The organism is Acinetobacter sp. ANC 4216 (assembly GCF_004331195.1).
Lineage (GTDB): Bacteria > Pseudomonadota > Gammaproteobacteria > Pseudomonadales > Moraxellaceae > Acinetobacter > Acinetobacter kookii.
Map to the genome: position 1 here is coordinate 127254 of NZ_SJOC01000008.1, position 18518 is coordinate 145771.

Genomic DNA, 18518 nt, shown 5'->3' on the forward strand with positions numbered 1-18518 from the left:
AAGTTATTATTTATGATACTTATATCACAAAATAATGAAAAAACACGGTTTATTTCAACAACATCTATATGAATCAAATCACCCTGAAATGGCCGTCAATTTTCCCGACCCTATTTGTTTTACCGAGCGTTGAACCAATGCGCCTTGAATATGGTCCTGAAGGAATGTCAATGCGTGCCGAAGTATGTTCTGAGTATTCATTGCTGTTTCTGCCTGAGCTGATGATTCCGGGAAAATGTGCCTGAACATACCGTGTACCAGATTAAGGGAAATCTCGGGGTTCCTGCATTTTTAATCTCAGCACAGGCTTAGATCATTTAACCAGCAATGAACAGCGCTGATATCGAATTTTTTTATGTCATATTGCCAATTAACCCTTAGTTTTGTGATATAAATCACACGACTTATTTTCCCTAAAAGTTTGAACTTATTACAAGGTTTTTGGATTTCCATGCAAACATATATTCCTTATCAGCTGCGGGTAAAATTAAAACAAATTGATCCAGTTCTGGATAAGCATTGGCAACAACAACTACAGTCCATCCTCTCGACGACACCGCAGGCATTGCATCAGAAAATAGAAGACCAATACCTGAAAGCCAAGAATATCGCGTGGAATTACCTGACCCAGGCCTTTGAGTTTAAAGGTCATTCTGGCCTGAAAAATCTTCAGCTTGAAACGCAAAACTCCGAATTGCTGCAACTTGCGCACAGAATAAAGAGCACATTCAGCTATCTGCAAGGCTATCAGACCGACTTTCAGATTGCAGATTACCTGGAAAGTATTGTGCGTGAAATTAACCAGATTGATCTGGAACATCCAGCAGATATTCAGGCACAGCAACTGATCAAAAAAGCCTTTCTGTATGACGCCGCCCTGATTATTCGTGACTTGGATTTTACTGTTTCTGAAAATCACCGGCATTTGGATATTGAGCAGGTTCGAACTTTTATCTTTGAAATCTTCATGAAAAGTGAAATTCTGGGAAGCTGGTTTGCTCATATTTTGCCGAGTGAATATGCCGAGCAGGAACTGGCCATTTTTCAGGATTATTTTATTCAGCAACAACATGTTCGCGACTTTGAAATTATCCAAACCTTTCAATATTATTTTGTCCTGAGCAGCACTTACGACAGTTCTGTTTCTGCCTATTCAATTCGCCGTTTTTTAACCGAAGAAAACTTTGGTAAAGAAAATCGATTCTATATCAGTGGTCTGGTTCTTGACCCGAAACAGCTGGATCAAGCAGATTATTTTGCAAATTTTAAACAGCTGATGAACCGGATCATTGGTATTCAGCGCAAAATGAATCCGCATATTGTAGAACTGGTTGAATCCCTACATGAATATAATCAGCAAAATCTCATTCCAAGTTTAAAAGAAGTTTTAAATATTCAAAGTTTTTCCGTCGACCACCTGGTGAAAGAGCATCTGGAAATCTTGGAAAAAGATTTATCCTTGAATATTCTCGAACCTTTCCTAAAAGGTTTAAAAAACAGTGTGCAACATACCGACGAACTGGAATATTGCTATTTAAATATTTTAAGGTTAATCAATGAGTTTCTGCATCAACTGGAAATTTTGTCGCAGCAACCGATGCTGCAGTTTAATCAGCATGCGCGTTTGTTTAAATATCGCTTAATTGCCTATTTAAAATTACTGGAACAACGTCGTGCCCAAATCTTTGTGATCTTTCACGATGAATTTCTCTATCAGCAACAGCTACAAGCAGTTTCCGCCCCCACTCAGGAAATCAGGGAACTGCTCAATAGCGCGATGGAACAAACCCGCCAGATCCAGCAGCACATACGCCAGTTAGAGCGCGAAATGCAAAATGCCGAAAACAGCAGTTTTCTTAAACGGCTGTTTAAAAAATCTGAACATCATGAATTGAAGATCAATCAATTAAAACAGAATCTGATTGAAGTTCGAGATCATTGCTATCTTAAGATTATTGCTATTCAAAAACTGGCCGCTCAAGAGAGTGTTTATCTGGAAGCGAAGAATTTAATTCCGGTGATTGACTCTAAAGTACGACATTATGCCTTTGCCAATGGTGAAAATGGCGTAACGCGTTTACCGCTTTTGATACAGTTACCTGAAGACCGCAACAGCTTTAATATGCAGAGCATTCTCATGGCTTTAAACTATGAATTTCTGCTCTCTGCAAAGAGTTGGGGATTATCCCAAAAGGCCTAAAGGCAAGACTGCTAGACTCTCTAAAGGAAGGTAAATCAACGAGCTTGTTTAAGCGGTGATTTTGGTGCTGAAAAATTTACGGCAAGCTGGTTTTTTTGGGACAGATCCTTATACCAGGCTGATTAATTGTTTAGGGCTGATAGTAGGCAGATTTTATATGTACCCAATCTGCTCTACTTTGGGACAGGATTAAATATCTTAGGCTAGAAATACAGCAATATCTTCCGCTACGGCCCTCGCTGTACGGGAAACTCCGACCAGCGTTGCCGAAGCAGCACCGGTCCACTCCCCATAGCCCAGCAGCCATAAATTCGGCACCTGAACCGAACGGCAGTTATGAACCGCAATGGTCTGGTCCGGCTGGATAATTCCAAGGCTGTTCAGATGATTCAGTGCCGCCTTAAATCCGGTACACCAGATCACCGCATCCACCTGTTGAGCAGATCCATCCTCCCAGATCACGCCATGTTCTGTAAACGCCGAAAATGGACGCTTGCTCTGTAAAACGCCCCGCTCACGTGCCGCTTTGACTGAATCAATCATGACAATATCGCCCAGCCCACCAATCGGCTGCTCGATGCTTCTCCCTTCCTGCTGGGCTTTCAGGCGCTCGGTTGCCCTTAAGAACAGGACACGGCCGTCGGCATCATCCGCCAGAAACTGCGGTGGTGTCTGGGTAATCCACAGCGTTTCGGCAACCAGAGATACTTCTGCCAGAATTTGTGCACCAGAATTTCCGCCGCCCACCACCATGACTTTTTTGCCCTTGAAGGGTTCGGCATTCAGATAATCTGCCGAATGCAGTTGCATACCCTGAAAATGTTCACGACCGGCATATTCGGGAATAAAGGGTTGACTCCATGTTCCCGTGGCACTCACCACTGCTTTGGCTTTCCAGCATCGTTCCCCGGCATAGACCTCTAAATACTGGCCCTTGTTTTCTACACGATCCACATGCACGGGACGAATTACGGGAAAGTGATAGCGCTGTTCATAAGCCGTCAAATAGTCGATCACTTCGTTACGGGTCGGATAGGTCTGTTCGGTCGCCGGCATCATCCAGCCCGACAGCGAACTCCAGCTGTTCGGGGAGAAAAGACGCAAGGACTCCCAGGCATGCCGCCAGGCACCTCCGGGCTGAGACTGATCATCCAGCAGGATAAACGGAATGTTCTTGCGCTTTAAAAAATAGGCCATGGACAAACCGGCTTGTCCAGCACCAATGATGATCACTTCCGTTACAGTCTGTGTTGCGTCCAAAAGCTTTTCCCCTTGCATTTTTCTGGTGTTCTTCAGGCCGAATCCCGCTTTTGCAGCAGGTTCCAGCCTCTTTATCTTATTGATAGGACAGCATCAATCAAAACGAACTCTGTTTTACAAACTGCGCTGATTGACTCGTTTAGACAGTTCTTCAGCCGATTCTTTTCGCTCCGAATAACGGTTGGTCAAATAGGCACTCTGACCGCGAGTCAGCAAAGTAAACTTGTATAGCTCTTCCATTACATCAACAATACGATCATATAGCGATGAAGGCTTCATCCGTCCTTCCTCATCAAACTCCAAAAAGGCTTTAGGAACAGAAGACTGATTTGGAATCGTGATCATCCGCATCCAGCGCCCAAGAATTCGCATCTGGTTTACACTGTTAAAAGACTGTGATCCACCGCTCACCTGCATCAGTGCCAGGGTTTTGCCCTGCGTGGCACGAATGGCTCCCGCCGCCAGAGGAATCCAGTCAATCTGTGCCTTAAAGATCGAACTCATCGAACCGTGCCGCTCCGGTGAACACCACACCATGCCTTCGGACCAGGCCAGCAGTTCATGCAGTTCCTTGACTTTAGGATGTTGCAAATCGCCATCTTCAGGTAAAGGTAAACCTTTGGGATGAAAGATTTTGACCTCACAGCCAAAGCGTTCCAGAATACGGCCGGCTTCCATCACCGCCAGACGGCTGTACGAGCGCTCGCGGTTCGAGCCATACAGCAATAACATCCGTGGTGGATGGGTCAGTTCTTTGGCCTGTACCTCGGCAAAGGTCGGCGTCGGTAAAAGATCAGATTCAAGATTTGGGAGGGTCATCTCTGCCTCTTAAGAATTAGGGTAATATTTTTTCTTCAGCCACAAGGATACGCTGACCAGCGCAATCAGCACCGGCACTTCTACCAAAGGCCCAATAATGGTGGTAAAAGCGATGGGTGAAGCCAGACCAAATGTGGCAATCGCGACCGCCAGGGCCAGCTCAAAGTTATTGCCCGCCGCGGTAAAAGAAATTGCGGTGGTTTTCGGATAATCATTGCCCATCCATTTGCTCATAAAGAAGCTGACAAAGAACATCAGCACAAAATAAACCGTCAATGGAATCGCGATGCGCAGCACATCCATCGGCAAACTCAGCACGTCGCTGCCTTTCAAGCTAAACATGGCTACAATGGTGAACAGTAAGGCCAGTAAGCTGAGCGGGCCAATTTTCGGTAAAAACCGGGTTTGATACCAGTCCAGCCCTTTGGCTTTGACCAAAGACAGACGGGTCAGGAAGCCCATCAGGAAAGGAATGCCCAGATAGATAAGAACGGCATTGGCAATAGTCCAGAAATCGACATTAATCACATGACCTTCTACCCCAAAAAATGGCGGCAAATAAGTCAGGAAGAACCAGGCATAACTACTAAAGAACAGAATCTGGAAAATACTGTTAAACGCCACCAGTGCCGCAGCATACTGATTATCACCACACGCCAGACCGTTCCATATCAGCACCATGGCAATACAGCGCGCCAAACCGATCAGGATCAGGCCGGTCATATATTCCGGATAATCGCTCAGGAATACAATTGCCAGCACAAACATCAGGACCGGGGCAATCAGCCAGTTCTGGATCAAGGACAAGGCCAGGGTTTTTTTATCCTGAAACACTTGCGGCAATGTTGCGTAGTCCACTTTCGCCAACGGCGGATACATCATCAGGATCAGGCCAATTGCAATCGGCAAATTGACCGAATTGACGCTCATGGCATCCAGCGCCGTTGATGCTTGTGGAAACACCACCCCAATCGCAACCCCCAAAGCCATGGCTACAAAGATCCACAGAGTCAGGTTACGATCTAAAAAGGACAATCCGGATTTAGACATGATCGGCTCGATTAAAGATGGGAAATTTGATTGATGCTGGCAATGAGCTCCGGACGACTCATTTTTTCGGTATCCAAGGCAAATAAGGCATCCAGGCGTTTATTGATGTGATCCACCGTGGTCAGGAAGGCCTGTAATTTTTCTTCTTTGGGTAAATCCAGATGTGAAGGATCAGACAAGCCCCAGTGTGCCTTGATCGCTCCGCCCAGATACAATGGACACGCTTCCTGTGCCGCCGCATCACACACGGTAATCACGACGTCTGGCTGGTACTGTTCACAGGCAGCAATGGTTTTGCTGGACAGCCCATCCGTCGATAAGCCCAGGTTGTGTAAGGTTTCCAGCGTCAACGGATGTACCTGACCGGAAGGTTTGCTGCCGGCACTGTAAGCCACCCAGCCTTCAGGCGCACGACTATTGAACAAAACTTCAGACAGAATGCTGCGGCAACTGTTCCCCGTGCATAAAAACAAAAATTTCATGAAAATTTACTCGCAATGGCTCTGAATCGTTAGCGTGGTAGAATTAAATAAAACCGGAACTTCACTACGTTTCAGCACGTCCAGAATTTCAAAACACCAGGCCGGTAATTGCGGATTGATGCTGTAATACACCCACTGGCTTTGCCGGCGATCGTTGAGCAAACCGCAAGACCGTAACAAGGCCAGGTGCCGTGAAATTTTCGGTTGGCTTAACTGGAGTTTATCGGTCAGATCGCAGACGCACTGCTCTTTGTTTTCTGCAATCAGCAGGACAATACTGAGACGCGTTTCATCCGATAAACATTTAAAAAACTGAACGTGGTCCATAGTTGCTCCCATTCTATTATTCAAATATACACATATCCATATATACAGTAAAGACGACCTGTCAAAAATTGTCGCCAAATCGGCATCGACCGACCAGAAAACACCAAATTTAAAAAAATGCCCACTTTTTCCAGGCTAGAAGAAAACCTGTGACTTAAACCACCGGTTTTCTTCCTACAGCTGCAATTTTGAAACTATTTATTTTTCTCGATCAGTTCCGCTATGGCTTCGGCTTCCAGAACCTTACCACTCGAGACGATTTTATTGTCAATCATTAGCCCCGGAGTGCTTAACAGTCCTGTTTCAGCAATCTGCATCATATCCGTGACATATTCAATGTCCGCTTGCACACCGCTGCTTTTCACCGCTTCTTCGGTTGCAGCCAACAGTGCTTTACATTTACGGCAACCTGTACCTAAAACTTTAATTTGCATATTTTATTCTCCACACATTTTATAAAAACCAGTTACCCAAAGTGTTCAGGCTATAGCCAATAATCAAGATACCCACAAAAATGATCGCAACAAACAGGCTCAATAAGCGGGTTTGCACCACTTGCTTTAATAAAATCAGGGATGGCAGGGAAAGTGCGGTGACCGCCATCATAAACGCCAATACCGTACCCAGCCCCACGCCTTTCGCCACCAAAGCTTCCGCTATCGGCAGGGTTCCAAAGATATCTGCGTACATCGGTATGCCTACGATGGTAGCAATCAATACAGAATACCAGTGTTCCTGACCAAGCAAGGTACTAATCCACTGTTCAGGAATCCAGTTATGAATCGCCGCGCCAATCCCTACGCCAATCAATACATACATCCAGACCTTGCTAAAAATTTCCACTACCTGTTCCCAGGCAAATGCACGCCGTTCTTTCACGGTCATACTGAAATCTTCATCTTCTCCCTGAGTCGCCTGATGATGGGTTACAAACTCCGCCACATACTTTTCCATTTTCAGGTAGCTAATCAAGGAGCCACCCAATACTGCCAGCACCAAACCAAGCAGTACATACACCATGGCGATTTTCCAGTTAAAAATACTGGCCAATAAAATAATCGAAGCCAGATCGACTAATGGAGATGAAATCAGAAATGAAAAGGTCACCCCCACAGGCAGTCCGGCACGGGTAAAACCGATAAACAGCGGAATGGAAGAACAGGAGCAAAATGGCGTAATGGTGCCGAGTAAGGCCCCCATGATATTGGCTTTGATTCCGGTCATCCCGCCTAAAATCTGCCGGGTACGTTCAGGTGGAAAATAACTCTGGATATACGACAGTGTATAAATTAGGACCGAAAGCAGAATAAAAATCTTGATGACATCATAGATAAAGAAGTGAATACTGCCGCCGAGCCGGGTCGCAACCGATAAACCGAAGATATTTTCAACCAGCCATCGAACCCCATCCGAGAGCCAGGTCATTTTAAGCAGCACATCATTGAGCCAGGCAAAAATCGCAATTATGCTTTCCATTCAAAGCTCCTGGTTTGGGCGGGAAAATAGCGCTTGGGATGAAGTCAGGTCGATGGACTCATGCACAGATTTTTGAGCAGTTCACCTCGCACAACATTCCCCGCACTGTCGCATCTGCAAGAGATGAAGACAGCTGATATCCGTTAAAACCGGATACGGGGAAACTGCCTGCTGATGATCTAATTATCTTATGCATCAAGGACCTATTGCATTCAGTATGTAAATTATATTGATCATCGTCAATGTGTTTTTCACATAAAAAGGCTCCAACCTGGTTGGAGCTTTTTGGTATTGATGGGGCATTATTTCAGCCGGTTGCCCTGCTCATCAATAATCACTTCACCATCTTCTTTGGCAAAGGCTTTTAATTGCGGTAAAGGCAGAATATCCAGCACCACTTCTGAGGGACGGCATAAGCGGGTTCCAAGCTCCGTCACCACCAACGGGCGGTTGATCAGAATCGGATGCCCTAACATGGCATCAAGCAGTTTCTCCTCGCTCCAGCTGGCATCATCCAGGTTCAGCTCGGTATAAGGATCGACATTTTTACGCAACACTTCACGAACCGTTAAACCGGCGTCCTGAATCATGTTGACCAGCTGCTCTTTCGAAGGTGGGTTCACCAGATATTCGATCACTTCTGGCTCAATGCCCGCATTGCGAATTAACGCCAGTGTATTCCTTGACGTGCCACAGGCCGGGTTATGATAAATCTGGACTTTGGGCATTTGATTCATGAACTTTCCCCTATAAATGAATCCTAGCTTTATATATGAATATACGGATATTCGCAATATAAAATATATGAGTTTATAGCATTCACCTGATAACCTAAATCCACAATCATTTGATGCCGCTTCCCAGTATAGCCATCTCATGTCTAGATAGTGGATCAGCTCATAGTCAGCTGTACCTCATAAGTAGCAGCAGGTTTGACTCAAACAGGTTTTACCGGATACATACAGTTAACGAACTTCTGACGAGTAGTAAAAGATTGCCAAAATAAAAAACTGCCTGAGCGAAACACTCAGACAGTTTTCTATAGCAAAATCTAAGGTCAAATTAGAAATTTACAGTCCATGACAGTTGTGCGGTACGTGGTGCCCCAAGGAACAAATAGTCATCACCGAAGAAACTACCCACATCTCGCCAGTATTTCTTATTGAACAGGTTATCTATGTTGAAGCGCAGCATATTGTCATAGCCATAAGCCCGGAAGTTATAACTTGTACCTGCATCAAATACGGTATAACCAGGTACTTTCACGGTGCCTGTTTTGTTGGCATATTTGCTGCTGCTGTACTGCATGCCGGCCAATAAACGCCATCCTTCCACTTGTGGCACCTGATAAGACAGATGACTGGCGAAACGGACAGTGGGTACATTTTGAGTTTGATGACCCTTATACTCAGCTGTTTGTATTCCTATGAGACGTGAACGGGTGAGCGCCAAACTGGACATCACATCTAGATGCTGATCAACGCGCCCTTGTAAACCCAGTTCCAGACCCAGGTTATGCTGTTCACCATCCGAGACATAGTCACTTGCAGTATTGGTATATTGGTTGTCTTGGGTTAAATCAAACACTGCCGCGGTAAAGAGTAGCTTCTGCCACTGCTGCTTAATCCCCAATTCATACTGGGTGGAATGTAGGGGGGCTAAAGTTGCAAAAGCATTGTTGGCATACCACGGAGCCTGCCCACCGTCACTCAAACCTTTGGCATATGACGCATACAGATGGGTATGTTCCCCCGGCTGATACATTAAGGCCAGCTGCGGCAGGAAGCGGTTCAAATCGGTATCCCGGATGTTGTTGCCATTGGCATTATAAGCACTTTCATTGACATGCAAGAGTTTGCCACCGACCAAAACGGTCCACGCCTCATTGAAATCAATCTGGTCGAGTAAGTTCAAGGCCTTATGCTGGCTGTCCAATGATTTGTAATGATTGCCTAAAGTTTTATCACTTGGTGTGTAGGTAATCGGGTCAGTATAAATATTTCCTGTCGATTCAAAATCATCTGTTACAGGCAAGTTGATGGCATCATATTGTGCATGCCGTTTATAGGTCTGTGACAGTTCCAGGCTGAGAGTATGTTGCCATGTACCAGTGTTGAACTGACCATTTAATCCTGCTTTAAACTGATTGGTCAGATAGCTGTCATTCGGACTGCGGAAATCATAAATATCATAGTTGCCATTTTGGTCAAAACTGTTGCCTAAACCTGAGTATTGGCAAATGCTACTATAAGAGCAACCCCACGGGAATGCTGAATAATCATCCACCACCACACGGCTTTGCGAAGCAGCCAGATTGGCTGTCCAGTTATTATTGATCTGGTGAATATATTTTAAACCGGTATTCAAGCTTTCATTGGTCACCGGTTGGCTCCAGCTTTGATAGCCCAGCAAACGGTCCCATTCAACACCCGTAGGTACCGTTTTACCATCCAGCAACTGATAGCCGGGTACGGAGCGTTGACGTTGGCGCTGTGATTCGATATCAAATTCCAGTTTTGAACGATCCGAGATTTTCCAGTCTAAAGCCAAAGCACCAAACACACGCTTGCCATCGGCATGTTCCACATAAGGATGAATCTCTTCATGCACCAAATTGACTCGATAGCCAAACTGTTGATCTGTTCCAAGGAAACCGCCCAAGTCCGTTGCCACGCGGTTGCCGCCATGACTGTCGGCTTCAACAGTAAGTGAGCGTATGTCTCGGGGACGTTTGGTCACATAGTTCACCACACCGCCCGGCGTCGCCATGCCACTTTGAAGCGCACTGATGCCTTTTAAAATTTCGACCTGTTCTTTGTTTTCAAGCGCCACATTTTGCTCGCCGCGCAGCAAGTGACCATTGACTAAATAGCTCGACCCCAGATTTAAGGCAAAACCGCGCATGATAAAGTTCGGATAATAGCCAATCGGGGCATAGCCATCCCCTACTGCAGCATCATTTTTAACCACATCCGTCAGGGTTTTCGCATGCTGATCGGCAATATGTTCGGCTGTGATTGTGCTGATTGATGCAGGAATTTCAGCCAGGTTTTGCTGGCTAAAACCGTATAAATTGACCTGGGGTTGGTCATAGGCCGTTTCAGCCGTCACTGTGAGCGTTGCCAGTTGTGGGATCTCATTCCCATTTGCAGCATATACCCACACCGGGCTTAAGCCTAGACATGAAAATGAACCCGCAGTGAGTAATGCTTTATGTAAATGAGAAAATGAATACGTTTTCACAGTAGTTGTCCAACCCCAAAAGATAATCTTGCAGCATGCATTTTGCGGGCATGAGTATTCACAATTTTCTCAGATTGAACAAGCATTTCTACCACATATCCGAGATTTTTTTATTATGATTCCGATACGGCTTTTTATATCAAGATTTCTGGATTGGGTTTATCGGGCCAGTATTCAAATTTAAGCCGCGACTTGGGTGAAAGGTCTACCTCATTTTAGCTGATTGAATACCGCCATACCTGCATATACCTGAGACCTGATTTGAGAATCCTGAATCTTGTCTCGGGCCAAGTTTGAGTTTGACCTTTTTTCTATTGATTGTCTTTTAATTGGACTTGGCATTAAATCACAAGGACGGTATTGCTTAGCCTGTGCCTTTTATTCGAAGACAACAGGCTATTCGTTTTATTAAAGCCTGCGCTGTAAATCTAAATGATTCAGCTTACTATACTGCTGCTGCATATCATTAAATGCGTCAGAAAAACCAATTAATGAAACTTCATTCACAATAGGTTTAGCACTATGAGATACATTAAACTCGGTTTTTACCTCAAAGCCACGCTTGAACTGATCTATAATCGCTTGAGCGTCACGGTATAACCCCTCACGTGCCTGCAAAACACTATTATTGTCTACTTTAAGTAGTGTAATAGAATTTTTTGCATGGTTTATGCCAACACTTAAGCTGTAAGAATCGTTCATACGCATTACCGTAATATGGTTTTTACGCATTGTGCAAATTTTAGTATTTTCACTACTCTTTACCCAGCATTGAATATCCCAGCTTGCACGTCCCAATAACCGATTTTCAGATTTTTCAAGAGAGTCATTTATATGCTGATAATCTACCTGTTGTATTAAATAGCCCAACCGATCATTCTTCATGCTTATAGTTGCAGCTCCTGCTGCATTTGCAATCGTTAAACCTAAAACTGCCCCAAACAAAATATAAGTATTATTTAACATTAGTCTATATAAAAAGCTAAATTCAGCACACTATAGCAAGCTTTTAGCCTTTCACATCTTATACATTAATTTTATTTACTAAATTAAAAATCCATGATCCATTATTTTTATATTATCCATTGTCTTGTCAATGTATGAGATTTAAAGCTAGCCTTCAGATGAAGAGGCTATCTTTTTAATTTTAAACTTTTAAACTAAAGATAATACCTTATAAATATAGATTTCAGAATTTAAACCAATCAGCAAGGTTTCGTAACCGCCTTATTTCCATAAAATAAAATTTTAGAAGAGGTGATATATAAAAGATCTCTTTCATAAATCAAAAATTAAGCTACTTGTTGTTGATTATTTGTATCGTAGATTTTCTAACATTCATGCATAATTTTTAGATGAAATACATCGACTCAAAACAGCTTTCTGAAACACAGCTTAAGCAATTACGAGCATCTCATGGTCAACGTTTTATTTAATGGTTTAGCAATTGCATAAGCATGTTCTAGCTAAAGGCTAGACTACCCAAATCACGCCTGGAGGATCAGATTCTGCTTTGTCTAGGATACTAGGAGCAGTCCAGTCCATTAAACAGGAGCCAAATCTATAATTTATGAAGTATCTGGAGATATTTTACTCAGTGATGCACATGCGATTGCTTACGGTGTTACCCCCAATGATAACTTCGCTACAGGTCTTGTTTTAAGTCTGCGTGAGCACTGGCCAGCCTTGTATAAAGACTTCCGTAACTACTGCCATATTTGCAATCGACATGGGTGAATGCTGAAGGTCAACGTATCGTAAACTTGATGACACAAGAAGCAGCTTATGACAACGGTTTAAAACCAGGCAAGGCGTCTATCGAATATGTAAACCGTAGCCTAAAAAACTTAAAAGATTTAATTGAACAAGAGAAAATTGAAAGTCTGGCATTACCTCGCCTTGCCACAGAAGCTGGCAGTTTAGATGGGGAAGATGGACGCCCACTCATCTATACACACTTAGCAGATCTAGATATCCCTGTTTATATCTATACCTTGTACCCAAAAGGGGATAAACGGATGAATCATTCATATAAGTGCTAAGCTGTGGTTGCTGAAAGCTTTGTCTAGGCAAAGCTTCCTCGAATACAGTCAAAATCAGAATTTATGTAATCCTCATCGAATTTGCACAAGACGACAAGAAGAATTGAGAGGCTTAAGTTAGGCTAAAAATCACTGTTTTCATACAGATGCGCCATACGCTTCTGTTTTGTTTCTAAATACGCCTGATTAAAATGATTTAAGCCTACCGTCAAGGGAACGCGGTTAACCACATTAATGCCTAAATCGGTCAATGCCCTGATTTTAAGTGGATTATTTGTAATCAACCGGACATCTTTAATTTGTAGGTAATCCAGCATAATACTACACATGTCATACTGCCGTGCATCTGCTGGTAAGTTTAACAACAGATTGGCATCAAGCGTATCATGACCTTGATCTTGCAGTGCATATGCACGAATTTTATTGGTCAATCCTATGCCCCGACCTTCCTGACGTAGATACAAGATTACCCCTTGCCCTGCATCATTAATAATTTTCATGGTTGCATGTAATTGTGGGCCACAATCACATTTTAATGAACCAAAAGCGTCCCCTGTGAGACACTCAGAATGCATTCTGACTAATACAGGTTTTACAGGAACCGTTTCTAATCCTTGAGCAAGAGCAATATGTTCTTCACCCGTCGTTTGATCTTGAAATGCTATAATCTCAAAATTACCGAAAGCAGTCGGTAATTTAGATTTAGAAACAAATTGTATCACCACTGATTCATCCAATTAAATTTTAAGAGTCAGTAAAAACACTGTTCATCAAAAATAAAAGATTTGTCATATCTAAATTAAGATTGATTCAGTATTTTCGTATCTTCGAAATATTATATTTCAGATTTGATCATAGTGATTTTAAAGTGAATTTTATGTGAAACCCGAGAACATCTTGTTCACATTTTAAACCGCTCTAGACCAGTACACAAAACTACGGATTGAATGCTTGCCTCCTGTCAGCGTATCTGCTTTATGCTGTCAAAAAACATGAGCTGTCCACTTTTTGTCTGGAGCTTTTTCTGCAATCAGTCTAGCTGAAATATTACAACAGCCACTGCATCATACTTTTGCTCCTTGCTTTGCCCTCACTCAGTCAGCACAGCTTGTCAAAGTCGAATAGTAAGTCGTCTAATCTCGAAGCAAAAGTTTAAGCAGGCTTTAAATCAAGCCTGTGACCGTACGCCAAGAGAGCGGAAATAAAGACTTCATATCCAACGGCATTAAAACATCATCCTCGTTTTTGTTTGTCTGCATATTGGTAAATAGTATCTAGATCTTTCTGAATAGAATTACTCACAATATTCGGCACGACCTGATTGACCTTGACGAAGATTTTTTCAGGATAGCCGACCTGATAGGACTGACAGTCTTTCTGCAGGAATTGATAAAATTCCTGGGCTACAAATTCTGGCGTATCAATATTCGTACCCAGCCGGATATTCATTTCAACTACATCAGGATTGTTCATTTCGGTATTGGTGGCCCGCGGCGAGAAATAGCGGAATTTGATCGGGGTCTTGCTGTATTCCCGTGCCAGTGCTTCAGTCGCACCGCGCAGGGCAAATTTGCTGGCACAATAGCTGACATAGCCCGGATAACCAATGCTGCCAAAGGTTGAACCGATATAAACGATCTGGCTCGGCTGAGTTTTCGACATCAACGGAATGATGCCTTGGACCAATTGTAATGGATAGACCACATTGATCAGCATCATCTGTTCCATGGTGTCTTGTGACTGCTGAGAGAACAGGCTGAAATCGTTAATGCCGGCATTGTTGATATAGTAGTGAATCGGAGTATTCAGCGCGGCCAGCGCATGAATCAGCTCGTCGCGGCTGTGCTGCTCGGCCAGGTCACAGCGGATTAACTGCAGTTGCAACTGCGGATAGCGCTGTGCCAGATTATCGCGCAATTTGTGCAAAGCCTGCTCATTGCGACCGATCAGAACCAGATTCAGCCCGTTTTGTCCAAGAATATTGGCAATGGCCTGACCGATGCCACCAGTTGCGCCTAGAATAACTGCTGTTAAATTAGCCATAGATCATTTCTCTTTTTATTAAGTTTTTAATGTGAGTTCATATTGGTTTTAAAAAGCATGATTGAGACTCAGCCCCATACAGATATACAGTTTACGTTCCTCAAGTGGCACCATTATTTCACGTCGGCCGTGCATAAAACGTTTGTTGTCGATAATCACCAGATCACCATCCTGCCAGTCAATTTCCGAGGTCTGGGCTTCACAGCGTTCGGCCAGTTCAACCAGTAAATCGGGGCTGATTTCTGAACCATCAGCAAAATAAAAACGGGGTTTTTCGTAATTATAAGAAGGTCCCAGCAATGTGTTGGCAAAGGCCGGAATCCCCTTGAGATTGTCATGACGGACCATATTCATGCTTAAATGGTATTGCACGCCTTCATCATGTGCGGGGCTAATGCGCTGTCCAGGAACCATCTGGATAAAGCGCTCCAGTTCCTGCTGTCCGACCTGCTCTGCATTTTCAATATTCAAGGCTGTAGCCACATACTGCTGCCAGATCGGCTTGGGTAAATAACGGCTGATGGTCATCGGCTCGGCAAATTTCTGCTTGAGGGAGTCTGGCAGATTTTTCCAGACTTCATGCCCATCACATAAGGTGGTCTGTGAACCGCGTGAAGCACTTTTTTCACTGAAAAAGGCGATGATGTCAGGTGGTAGCGGGGTGCTGCCATTTTCAATATGCAGCCCCATGGCCTGGGTGCCGGCATCGACTTTCTGCGACTGACGGGTGATGTTTTCCCGTGCAGGATCATAGGTCAGACGCTGGCATAAACCATTCATGAGTTCACTAAAAGATGTCACGTCATAGTGTTCATGTCTCAACAAGACCCAACCCTGTTCTATCAGACGCTGTTTGATCTGTGCATGGCTTGTATTTAAAACCTGTTGTGCAATATTCATGGGTTTTGCTCTCTAATTTTGTATATTAAGTCCATATTTTAGATTTGCATGGACAAAAAAATTTCGGTTAATGTTGTGCTAAAGCAGCCTGAAAATGCAGCTGGATCTGCTGCCTGCGCAGCTTGCCGTTATCGGTCAGCATCTGGTTACTCAGGGAAAATGGCTCGGGAGCACGACACCAGTGTTTGATCTGGGCATAATCCGGCATGCGGGTGTTGGCCCGCTGAATCGCTGCTGCCAGCTGCTGGTCGGGTGTAGAATCGGCGGCATAAATCACAGCAGACAGATGCGGCTGGGCTTCGCCGAAAATGGCAATCTGCTGGATTTCCGGTTCAGTCAGACTGTTGGATTCCACCCATTCCGGGGAAATGTTGCGTCCAAAACTGCTGATAATCATCTGCTTGATGCGCCCGGTAATGTATAAATAGCCGTCGTCATCAAAATATCCGGAATCACCGGTATGAATATAGGGAGTGGCTACCAGGTCGTTGACATAACCCAGCATGGCATTGCCTTTCACCACCACTTCGCTGTTAGCTGCAATCTCAACCTCGACATGCGGCAGAACCCGGCCCACGCTGCCAATCCGGCGAGCACCCGGCAGATTCAGACTGACCACCGAGGCACACTCGGACAGGCCATACCCCTCATAGACCGGGAGTTTTAGCTGCTGGCACTGTTGAAGCAAATTAGCAGATACTTTGCCGCCACCGACGGCAATAAATTTCAGCGTACTGAGACTTGTACTGCCGTATTCAGTGCTATATTCCACAATAGCTTTCAACATTTGCGGCAGTAAAATCACACTTTCAATTTGATAAGTCTGTACAGCATTCACAAAACGCTGTACATCAAAAATATGATTAGAGACCAGACCAAACTGGCTCACCTCACCTACCACTACGGCGCGTCCCATGCTTAGTGCAACATAAATGCCGGCAATATTTTCCAGTAAAGTGGCAAATGGAATCAGGCACAGATGCCGTCCAAGCTGGCTGCTGGCCAGTGCCTGACTCAGTGAATGAGTAATCGACTCAATAGTGTCTTCTGCCAGACATACCCCTTTCGGCGTTCCAGTACTGCCCGAGGTATAGGTAATTTTTGCCAGCTGCCGGGATTGGCAAGGAAGTAAGCTATGGTGCGGTGTTTGAGACTGAGCTAAACGAAAAAACTGAGCATGCATATCGACAGATACAGAAACCTCATGCTTGCCTATTGCATCAACTAACTCCATTAGCCACTGCGGCGTATCCCCTGTCTTTTCACTTGCCAAGCAAAGCAGATCTGCCTGACTGTCTTGTAGCAGATGACGAACCTGTTCTGGAGTAAAAAATAAGGGAATAGGAATTACAGTTACACCAGCTAACTGGGCAGCGAGATCAATGATAATCCAATCCACACTATTCACACCCCAGAGTGCCAGGCGTTGAATCTTTAGCTGCATTAACTCGGCATGAAGCTGTTCAAGCTGATTTTTCAGCTCGACATAGTTAAGCCTATCCCTATCAGTAACAATCGCTTCACGTCCCGGATCCTGCTGGGCATAGGCTGAAATGGCCTTAAACAAATGACTCATCATTTTAAAATTCTGTATATCTACAAAGACGAACTACTGATCAATTGATTCAGAAAAAATGTAAAACTGCTGAGTAACCTGCAATGCTGCAGCTACATCAATGGCAAGCACATAAGGTTTCTGCTGGTAATAGCTGCCCCATTGAAGTTTCGCTTTGCCCAACACTTCCGGATCAGCTTTTTCAATGACATGAAACTGCAACCCCATTTTTTGCAATACATAACGAACTGCTGCAGTACCGGTACACACAGCCCAATCAATATTTTTTTGCGATAAATGAAACACCAGAAAAGCCACCATCAGTTTGGCTTTTTCCATATCTAAAGCTGCCAAATTGCCAATCTCAACAATCTGTGATCTTTGCACCGGTACATTACTTAATTGCGTGAGTATCTGTTCAATAGGCGCATCCAGATACCGTTCAAGAAAAGCATCGACCGCGCTTAAATGCTCCATGCCGATCACGACCTGCATCTCTGCCCCCGCATAACCGGCAAACAGGGTCGAAGAAAACTCACAGACCGAGGCCTGATGGACTTGGCGGTATTTCTCACGAATAAAGTTTTCCAATATGTTTCGTTCAGGGATCTCGCTTCGTTGCACGGTTTTCACCATGAGGCGAAGTGATGAATTTTTTAAGACCACAACAGGAAAAGCTGGATGATTTTTTTGTTCTAAAAGTTTTTGATTATTGATGTTTTTTTTAAATTTTAATGGATGGATATTGCGATCCAGATAGTAGGTTTTACTAAATGAACGATCATCCAAATTGAATTTCCTCATTCTCTTTTCACCACACATAAACAGCTTGGTGATCACATTAGGCCTATAAACTTAAAAAACACTTAACACTATCGAAGGCGTATTTCTAAGCAATTTCAGGCTTAATAAATTGAGCTAGAGAAAATGAATGAGGGTGAAATTAAAGGGATTATACATCGCGAAATCAGCACTTATCTTTTATTTTTAAACGGGTAATTTAAATCTAAAAGATCCTATTTTAACCACTTAACATTTTGTTTTTACTGATTTATTAAGTAAAAAATCAGGCATCCGCAAACCAACAATCGGAGCTTAAATTACTCTAAATTACGTACAAG

18 protein-coding genes are annotated in these 18518 nt (G+C 43.9%); 3 read left to right on the forward strand and 15 right to left on the reverse strand.

Features of this window, described 5'->3' with window-relative positions; genetic code table 11:
* Nucleotides 1-68: 68 nt before the first annotated feature.
* Together E0H88_RS15920 and E0H88_RS08265 are read left to right on the forward strand one after the other, a co-directional pair.
* Nucleotides 69-245, forward strand: coding sequence for a hypothetical protein (locus tag E0H88_RS15920; protein ID WP_165493303.1), 177 nt, complete (start codon nucleotides 69-71; stop codon nucleotides 243-245).
* Between the two features lie 206 nt (nucleotides 246-451).
* Nucleotides 452-2200: a hypothetical protein gene (locus E0H88_RS08265; RefSeq protein WP_131273800.1), complete on the forward strand. Its 1749-nt coding sequence runs from the start codon at nucleotides 452-454 to the stop codon at nucleotides 2198-2200.
* 198 nt (nucleotides 2201-2398) lie between these two features.
* On the opposite strand, the gene E0H88_RS08270 is transcribed toward E0H88_RS08265, so the two are convergent.
* The 10 genes from E0H88_RS08270 to E0H88_RS08315 all read right to left on the reverse strand — a co-directional run bounded on the left by E0H88_RS08270 (nucleotide 2399) and on the right by E0H88_RS08315 (nucleotide 11823).
* On the reverse strand, nucleotides 2399-3478 hold the full coding sequence (locus E0H88_RS08270) for an ArsO family NAD(P)H-dependent flavin-containing monooxygenase (RefSeq protein WP_131273801.1): 1080 nt from the start codon (nucleotides 3476-3478) through the stop codon (nucleotides 2399-2401).
* 96 nt (nucleotides 3479-3574) lie between these two features.
* The gene (gene arsH, locus E0H88_RS08275; protein ID WP_131273802.1) at nucleotides 3575-4279 is read right to left on the reverse strand and encodes an arsenical resistance protein ArsH; all 705 of its coding nucleotides are present in this window, start codon (nucleotides 4277-4279) and stop codon (nucleotides 3575-3577) included.
* A 9-nt stretch (nucleotides 4280-4288) separates the two neighbouring features.
* Nucleotides 4289-5329, reverse strand: a complete 1041-nt coding sequence (arsB, locus tag E0H88_RS08280) for an ACR3 family arsenite efflux transporter (protein ID WP_131273803.1) — start codon at nucleotides 5327-5329, stop codon at nucleotides 4289-4291.
* 11 nt (nucleotides 5330-5340) lie between these two features.
* Complete coding sequence (locus E0H88_RS08285; RefSeq protein ID WP_131273804.1) at nucleotides 5341-5811, reverse strand: arsenate reductase ArsC; 471 nt, start codon at nucleotides 5809-5811, stop codon at nucleotides 5341-5343.
* A 6-nt stretch (nucleotides 5812-5817) separates the two neighbouring features.
* A complete protein-coding gene (locus tag E0H88_RS08290) occupies nucleotides 5818-6138 on the reverse strand; it encodes a metalloregulator ArsR/SmtB family transcription factor (protein WP_131273805.1) in 321 nt (106 codons plus the stop codon).
* Nucleotides 6139-6332: 194 nt separating this feature from the next.
* Nucleotides 6333-6572, reverse strand: a complete 240-nt coding sequence (locus tag E0H88_RS08295; RefSeq protein WP_131273806.1) for a thioredoxin family protein — start codon at nucleotides 6570-6572, stop codon at nucleotides 6333-6335.
* Between the two features lie 19 nt (nucleotides 6573-6591).
* Nucleotides 6592-7614, reverse strand: a complete 1023-nt coding sequence (locus tag E0H88_RS08300) for a permease (RefSeq protein ID WP_131273807.1) — start codon at nucleotides 7612-7614, stop codon at nucleotides 6592-6594.
* A 302-nt stretch (nucleotides 7615-7916) separates the two neighbouring features.
* Nucleotides 7917-8351: an arsenate reductase (glutaredoxin) gene (gene arsC / locus E0H88_RS08305; RefSeq protein ID WP_131273808.1), complete on the reverse strand. Its 435-nt coding sequence runs from the start codon at nucleotides 8349-8351 to the stop codon at nucleotides 7917-7919.
* A gap of 325 nt (nucleotides 8352-8676) precedes the next feature.
* Nucleotides 8677-10857, reverse strand: a complete 2181-nt coding sequence (locus E0H88_RS08310) for a TonB-dependent siderophore receptor (protein ID WP_131273809.1) — start codon at nucleotides 10855-10857, stop codon at nucleotides 8677-8679.
* A gap of 408 nt (nucleotides 10858-11265) precedes the next feature.
* Nucleotides 11266-11823, reverse strand: coding sequence for a hypothetical protein (locus tag E0H88_RS08315; protein ID WP_131273810.1), 558 nt, complete (start codon nucleotides 11821-11823; stop codon nucleotides 11266-11268).
* Nucleotides 11824-12575: 752 nt separating this feature from the next.
* Between E0H88_RS08315 and E0H88_RS08320 the strand changes: the two genes are divergently transcribed.
* A complete protein-coding gene (locus tag E0H88_RS08320) occupies nucleotides 12576-12899 on the forward strand; it encodes a macro domain-containing protein (RefSeq protein WP_252152004.1) in 324 nt (107 codons plus the stop codon).
* Between the two features lie 122 nt (nucleotides 12900-13021).
* On the opposite strand, the gene ribA is transcribed toward E0H88_RS08320, so the two are convergent.
* From ribA to E0H88_RS08345, 5 genes are all read right to left on the reverse strand, one after another.
* Nucleotides 13022-13624: a GTP cyclohydrolase II gene (ribA, locus tag E0H88_RS08325; RefSeq protein ID WP_131273811.1), complete on the reverse strand. Its 603-nt coding sequence runs from the start codon at nucleotides 13622-13624 to the stop codon at nucleotides 13022-13024.
* A 508-nt stretch (nucleotides 13625-14132) separates the two neighbouring features.
* Nucleotides 14133-14942 (reverse strand): SDR family oxidoreductase, encoded by an 810-nt coding sequence (locus E0H88_RS08330; protein WP_131273812.1) that lies wholly within the window; start codon nucleotides 14940-14942, stop codon nucleotides 14133-14135.
* A gap of 48 nt (nucleotides 14943-14990) precedes the next feature.
* The gene (locus tag E0H88_RS08335; RefSeq protein WP_131273813.1) at nucleotides 14991-15842 is read right to left on the reverse strand and encodes a TauD/TfdA family dioxygenase; all 852 of its coding nucleotides are present in this window, start codon (nucleotides 15840-15842) and stop codon (nucleotides 14991-14993) included.
* Nucleotides 15843-15909: 67 nt separating this feature from the next.
* Nucleotides 15910-17421: an AMP-binding protein gene (locus E0H88_RS08340; protein ID WP_131273814.1), complete on the reverse strand. Its 1512-nt coding sequence runs from the start codon at nucleotides 17419-17421 to the stop codon at nucleotides 15910-15912.
* Between the two features lie 30 nt (nucleotides 17422-17451).
* Entirely contained in the window at nucleotides 17452-18186 is a 735-nt protein-coding gene (locus tag E0H88_RS08345; RefSeq protein ID WP_252152005.1) for a thermostable hemolysin, read from the reverse strand.
* Nucleotides 18187-18518 lie beyond the last annotated feature (332 nt).

Excerpts from the sequence above, each read along its gene's own strand:
- E0H88_RS08285 (WP_131273804.1), bottom strand. The coding sequence starts at position 5,811 with ATGAAATTTTTGTTTTTATGCACGGGGAACAGTTGCCGCAGCATTCTG.
- E0H88_RS08290 (WP_131273805.1), bottom strand. The coding sequence starts at position 6,138 with ATGGACCACGTTCAGTTTTTTAAATGTTTATCGGATGAAACGCGTCTC.
- arsC (WP_131273808.1), bottom strand. The coding sequence starts at position 8,351 with ATGAATCAAATGCCCAAAGTCCAGATTTATCATAACCCGGCCTGTGGC.
- E0H88_RS08295 (WP_131273806.1), bottom strand. The coding sequence starts at position 6,572 with ATGCAAATTAAAGTTTTAGGTACAGGTTGCCGTAAATGTAAAGCACTG.
- E0H88_RS08335 (WP_131273813.1), bottom strand. The coding sequence starts at position 15,842 with ATGAATATTGCACAACAGGTTTTAAATACAAGCCATGCACAGATCAAA.
- E0H88_RS15920 (WP_165493303.1), top strand. The coding sequence starts at position 69 with ATGAATCAAATCACCCTGAAATGGCCGTCAATTTTCCCGACCCTATTT.
- arsH (WP_131273802.1), bottom strand. The coding sequence starts at position 4,279 with ATGACCCTCCCAAATCTTGAATCTGATCTTTTACCGACGCCGACCTTT.
- E0H88_RS08265 (WP_131273800.1), top strand. The coding sequence starts at position 452 with ATGCAAACATATATTCCTTATCAGCTGCGGGTAAAATTAAAACAAATT.
- E0H88_RS08270 (WP_131273801.1), bottom strand. The coding sequence starts at position 3,478 with ATGCAAGGGGAAAAGCTTTTGGACGCAACACAGACTGTAACGGAAGTG.
- E0H88_RS08340 (WP_131273814.1), bottom strand. The coding sequence starts at position 17,421 with ATGATGAGTCATTTGTTTAAGGCCATTTCAGCCTATGCCCAGCAGGAT.
- E0H88_RS08315 (WP_131273810.1), bottom strand. The coding sequence starts at position 11,823 with ATGTTAAATAATACTTATATTTTGTTTGGGGCAGTTTTAGGTTTAACG.
- E0H88_RS08300 (WP_131273807.1), bottom strand. The coding sequence starts at position 7,614 with ATGGAAAGCATAATTGCGATTTTTGCCTGGCTCAATGATGTGCTGCTT.
- E0H88_RS08330 (WP_131273812.1), bottom strand. The coding sequence starts at position 14,942 with ATGGCTAATTTAACAGCAGTTATTCTAGGCGCAACTGGTGGCATCGGT.
- arsB (WP_131273803.1), bottom strand. The coding sequence starts at position 5,329 with ATGTCTAAATCCGGATTGTCCTTTTTAGATCGTAACCTGACTCTGTGG.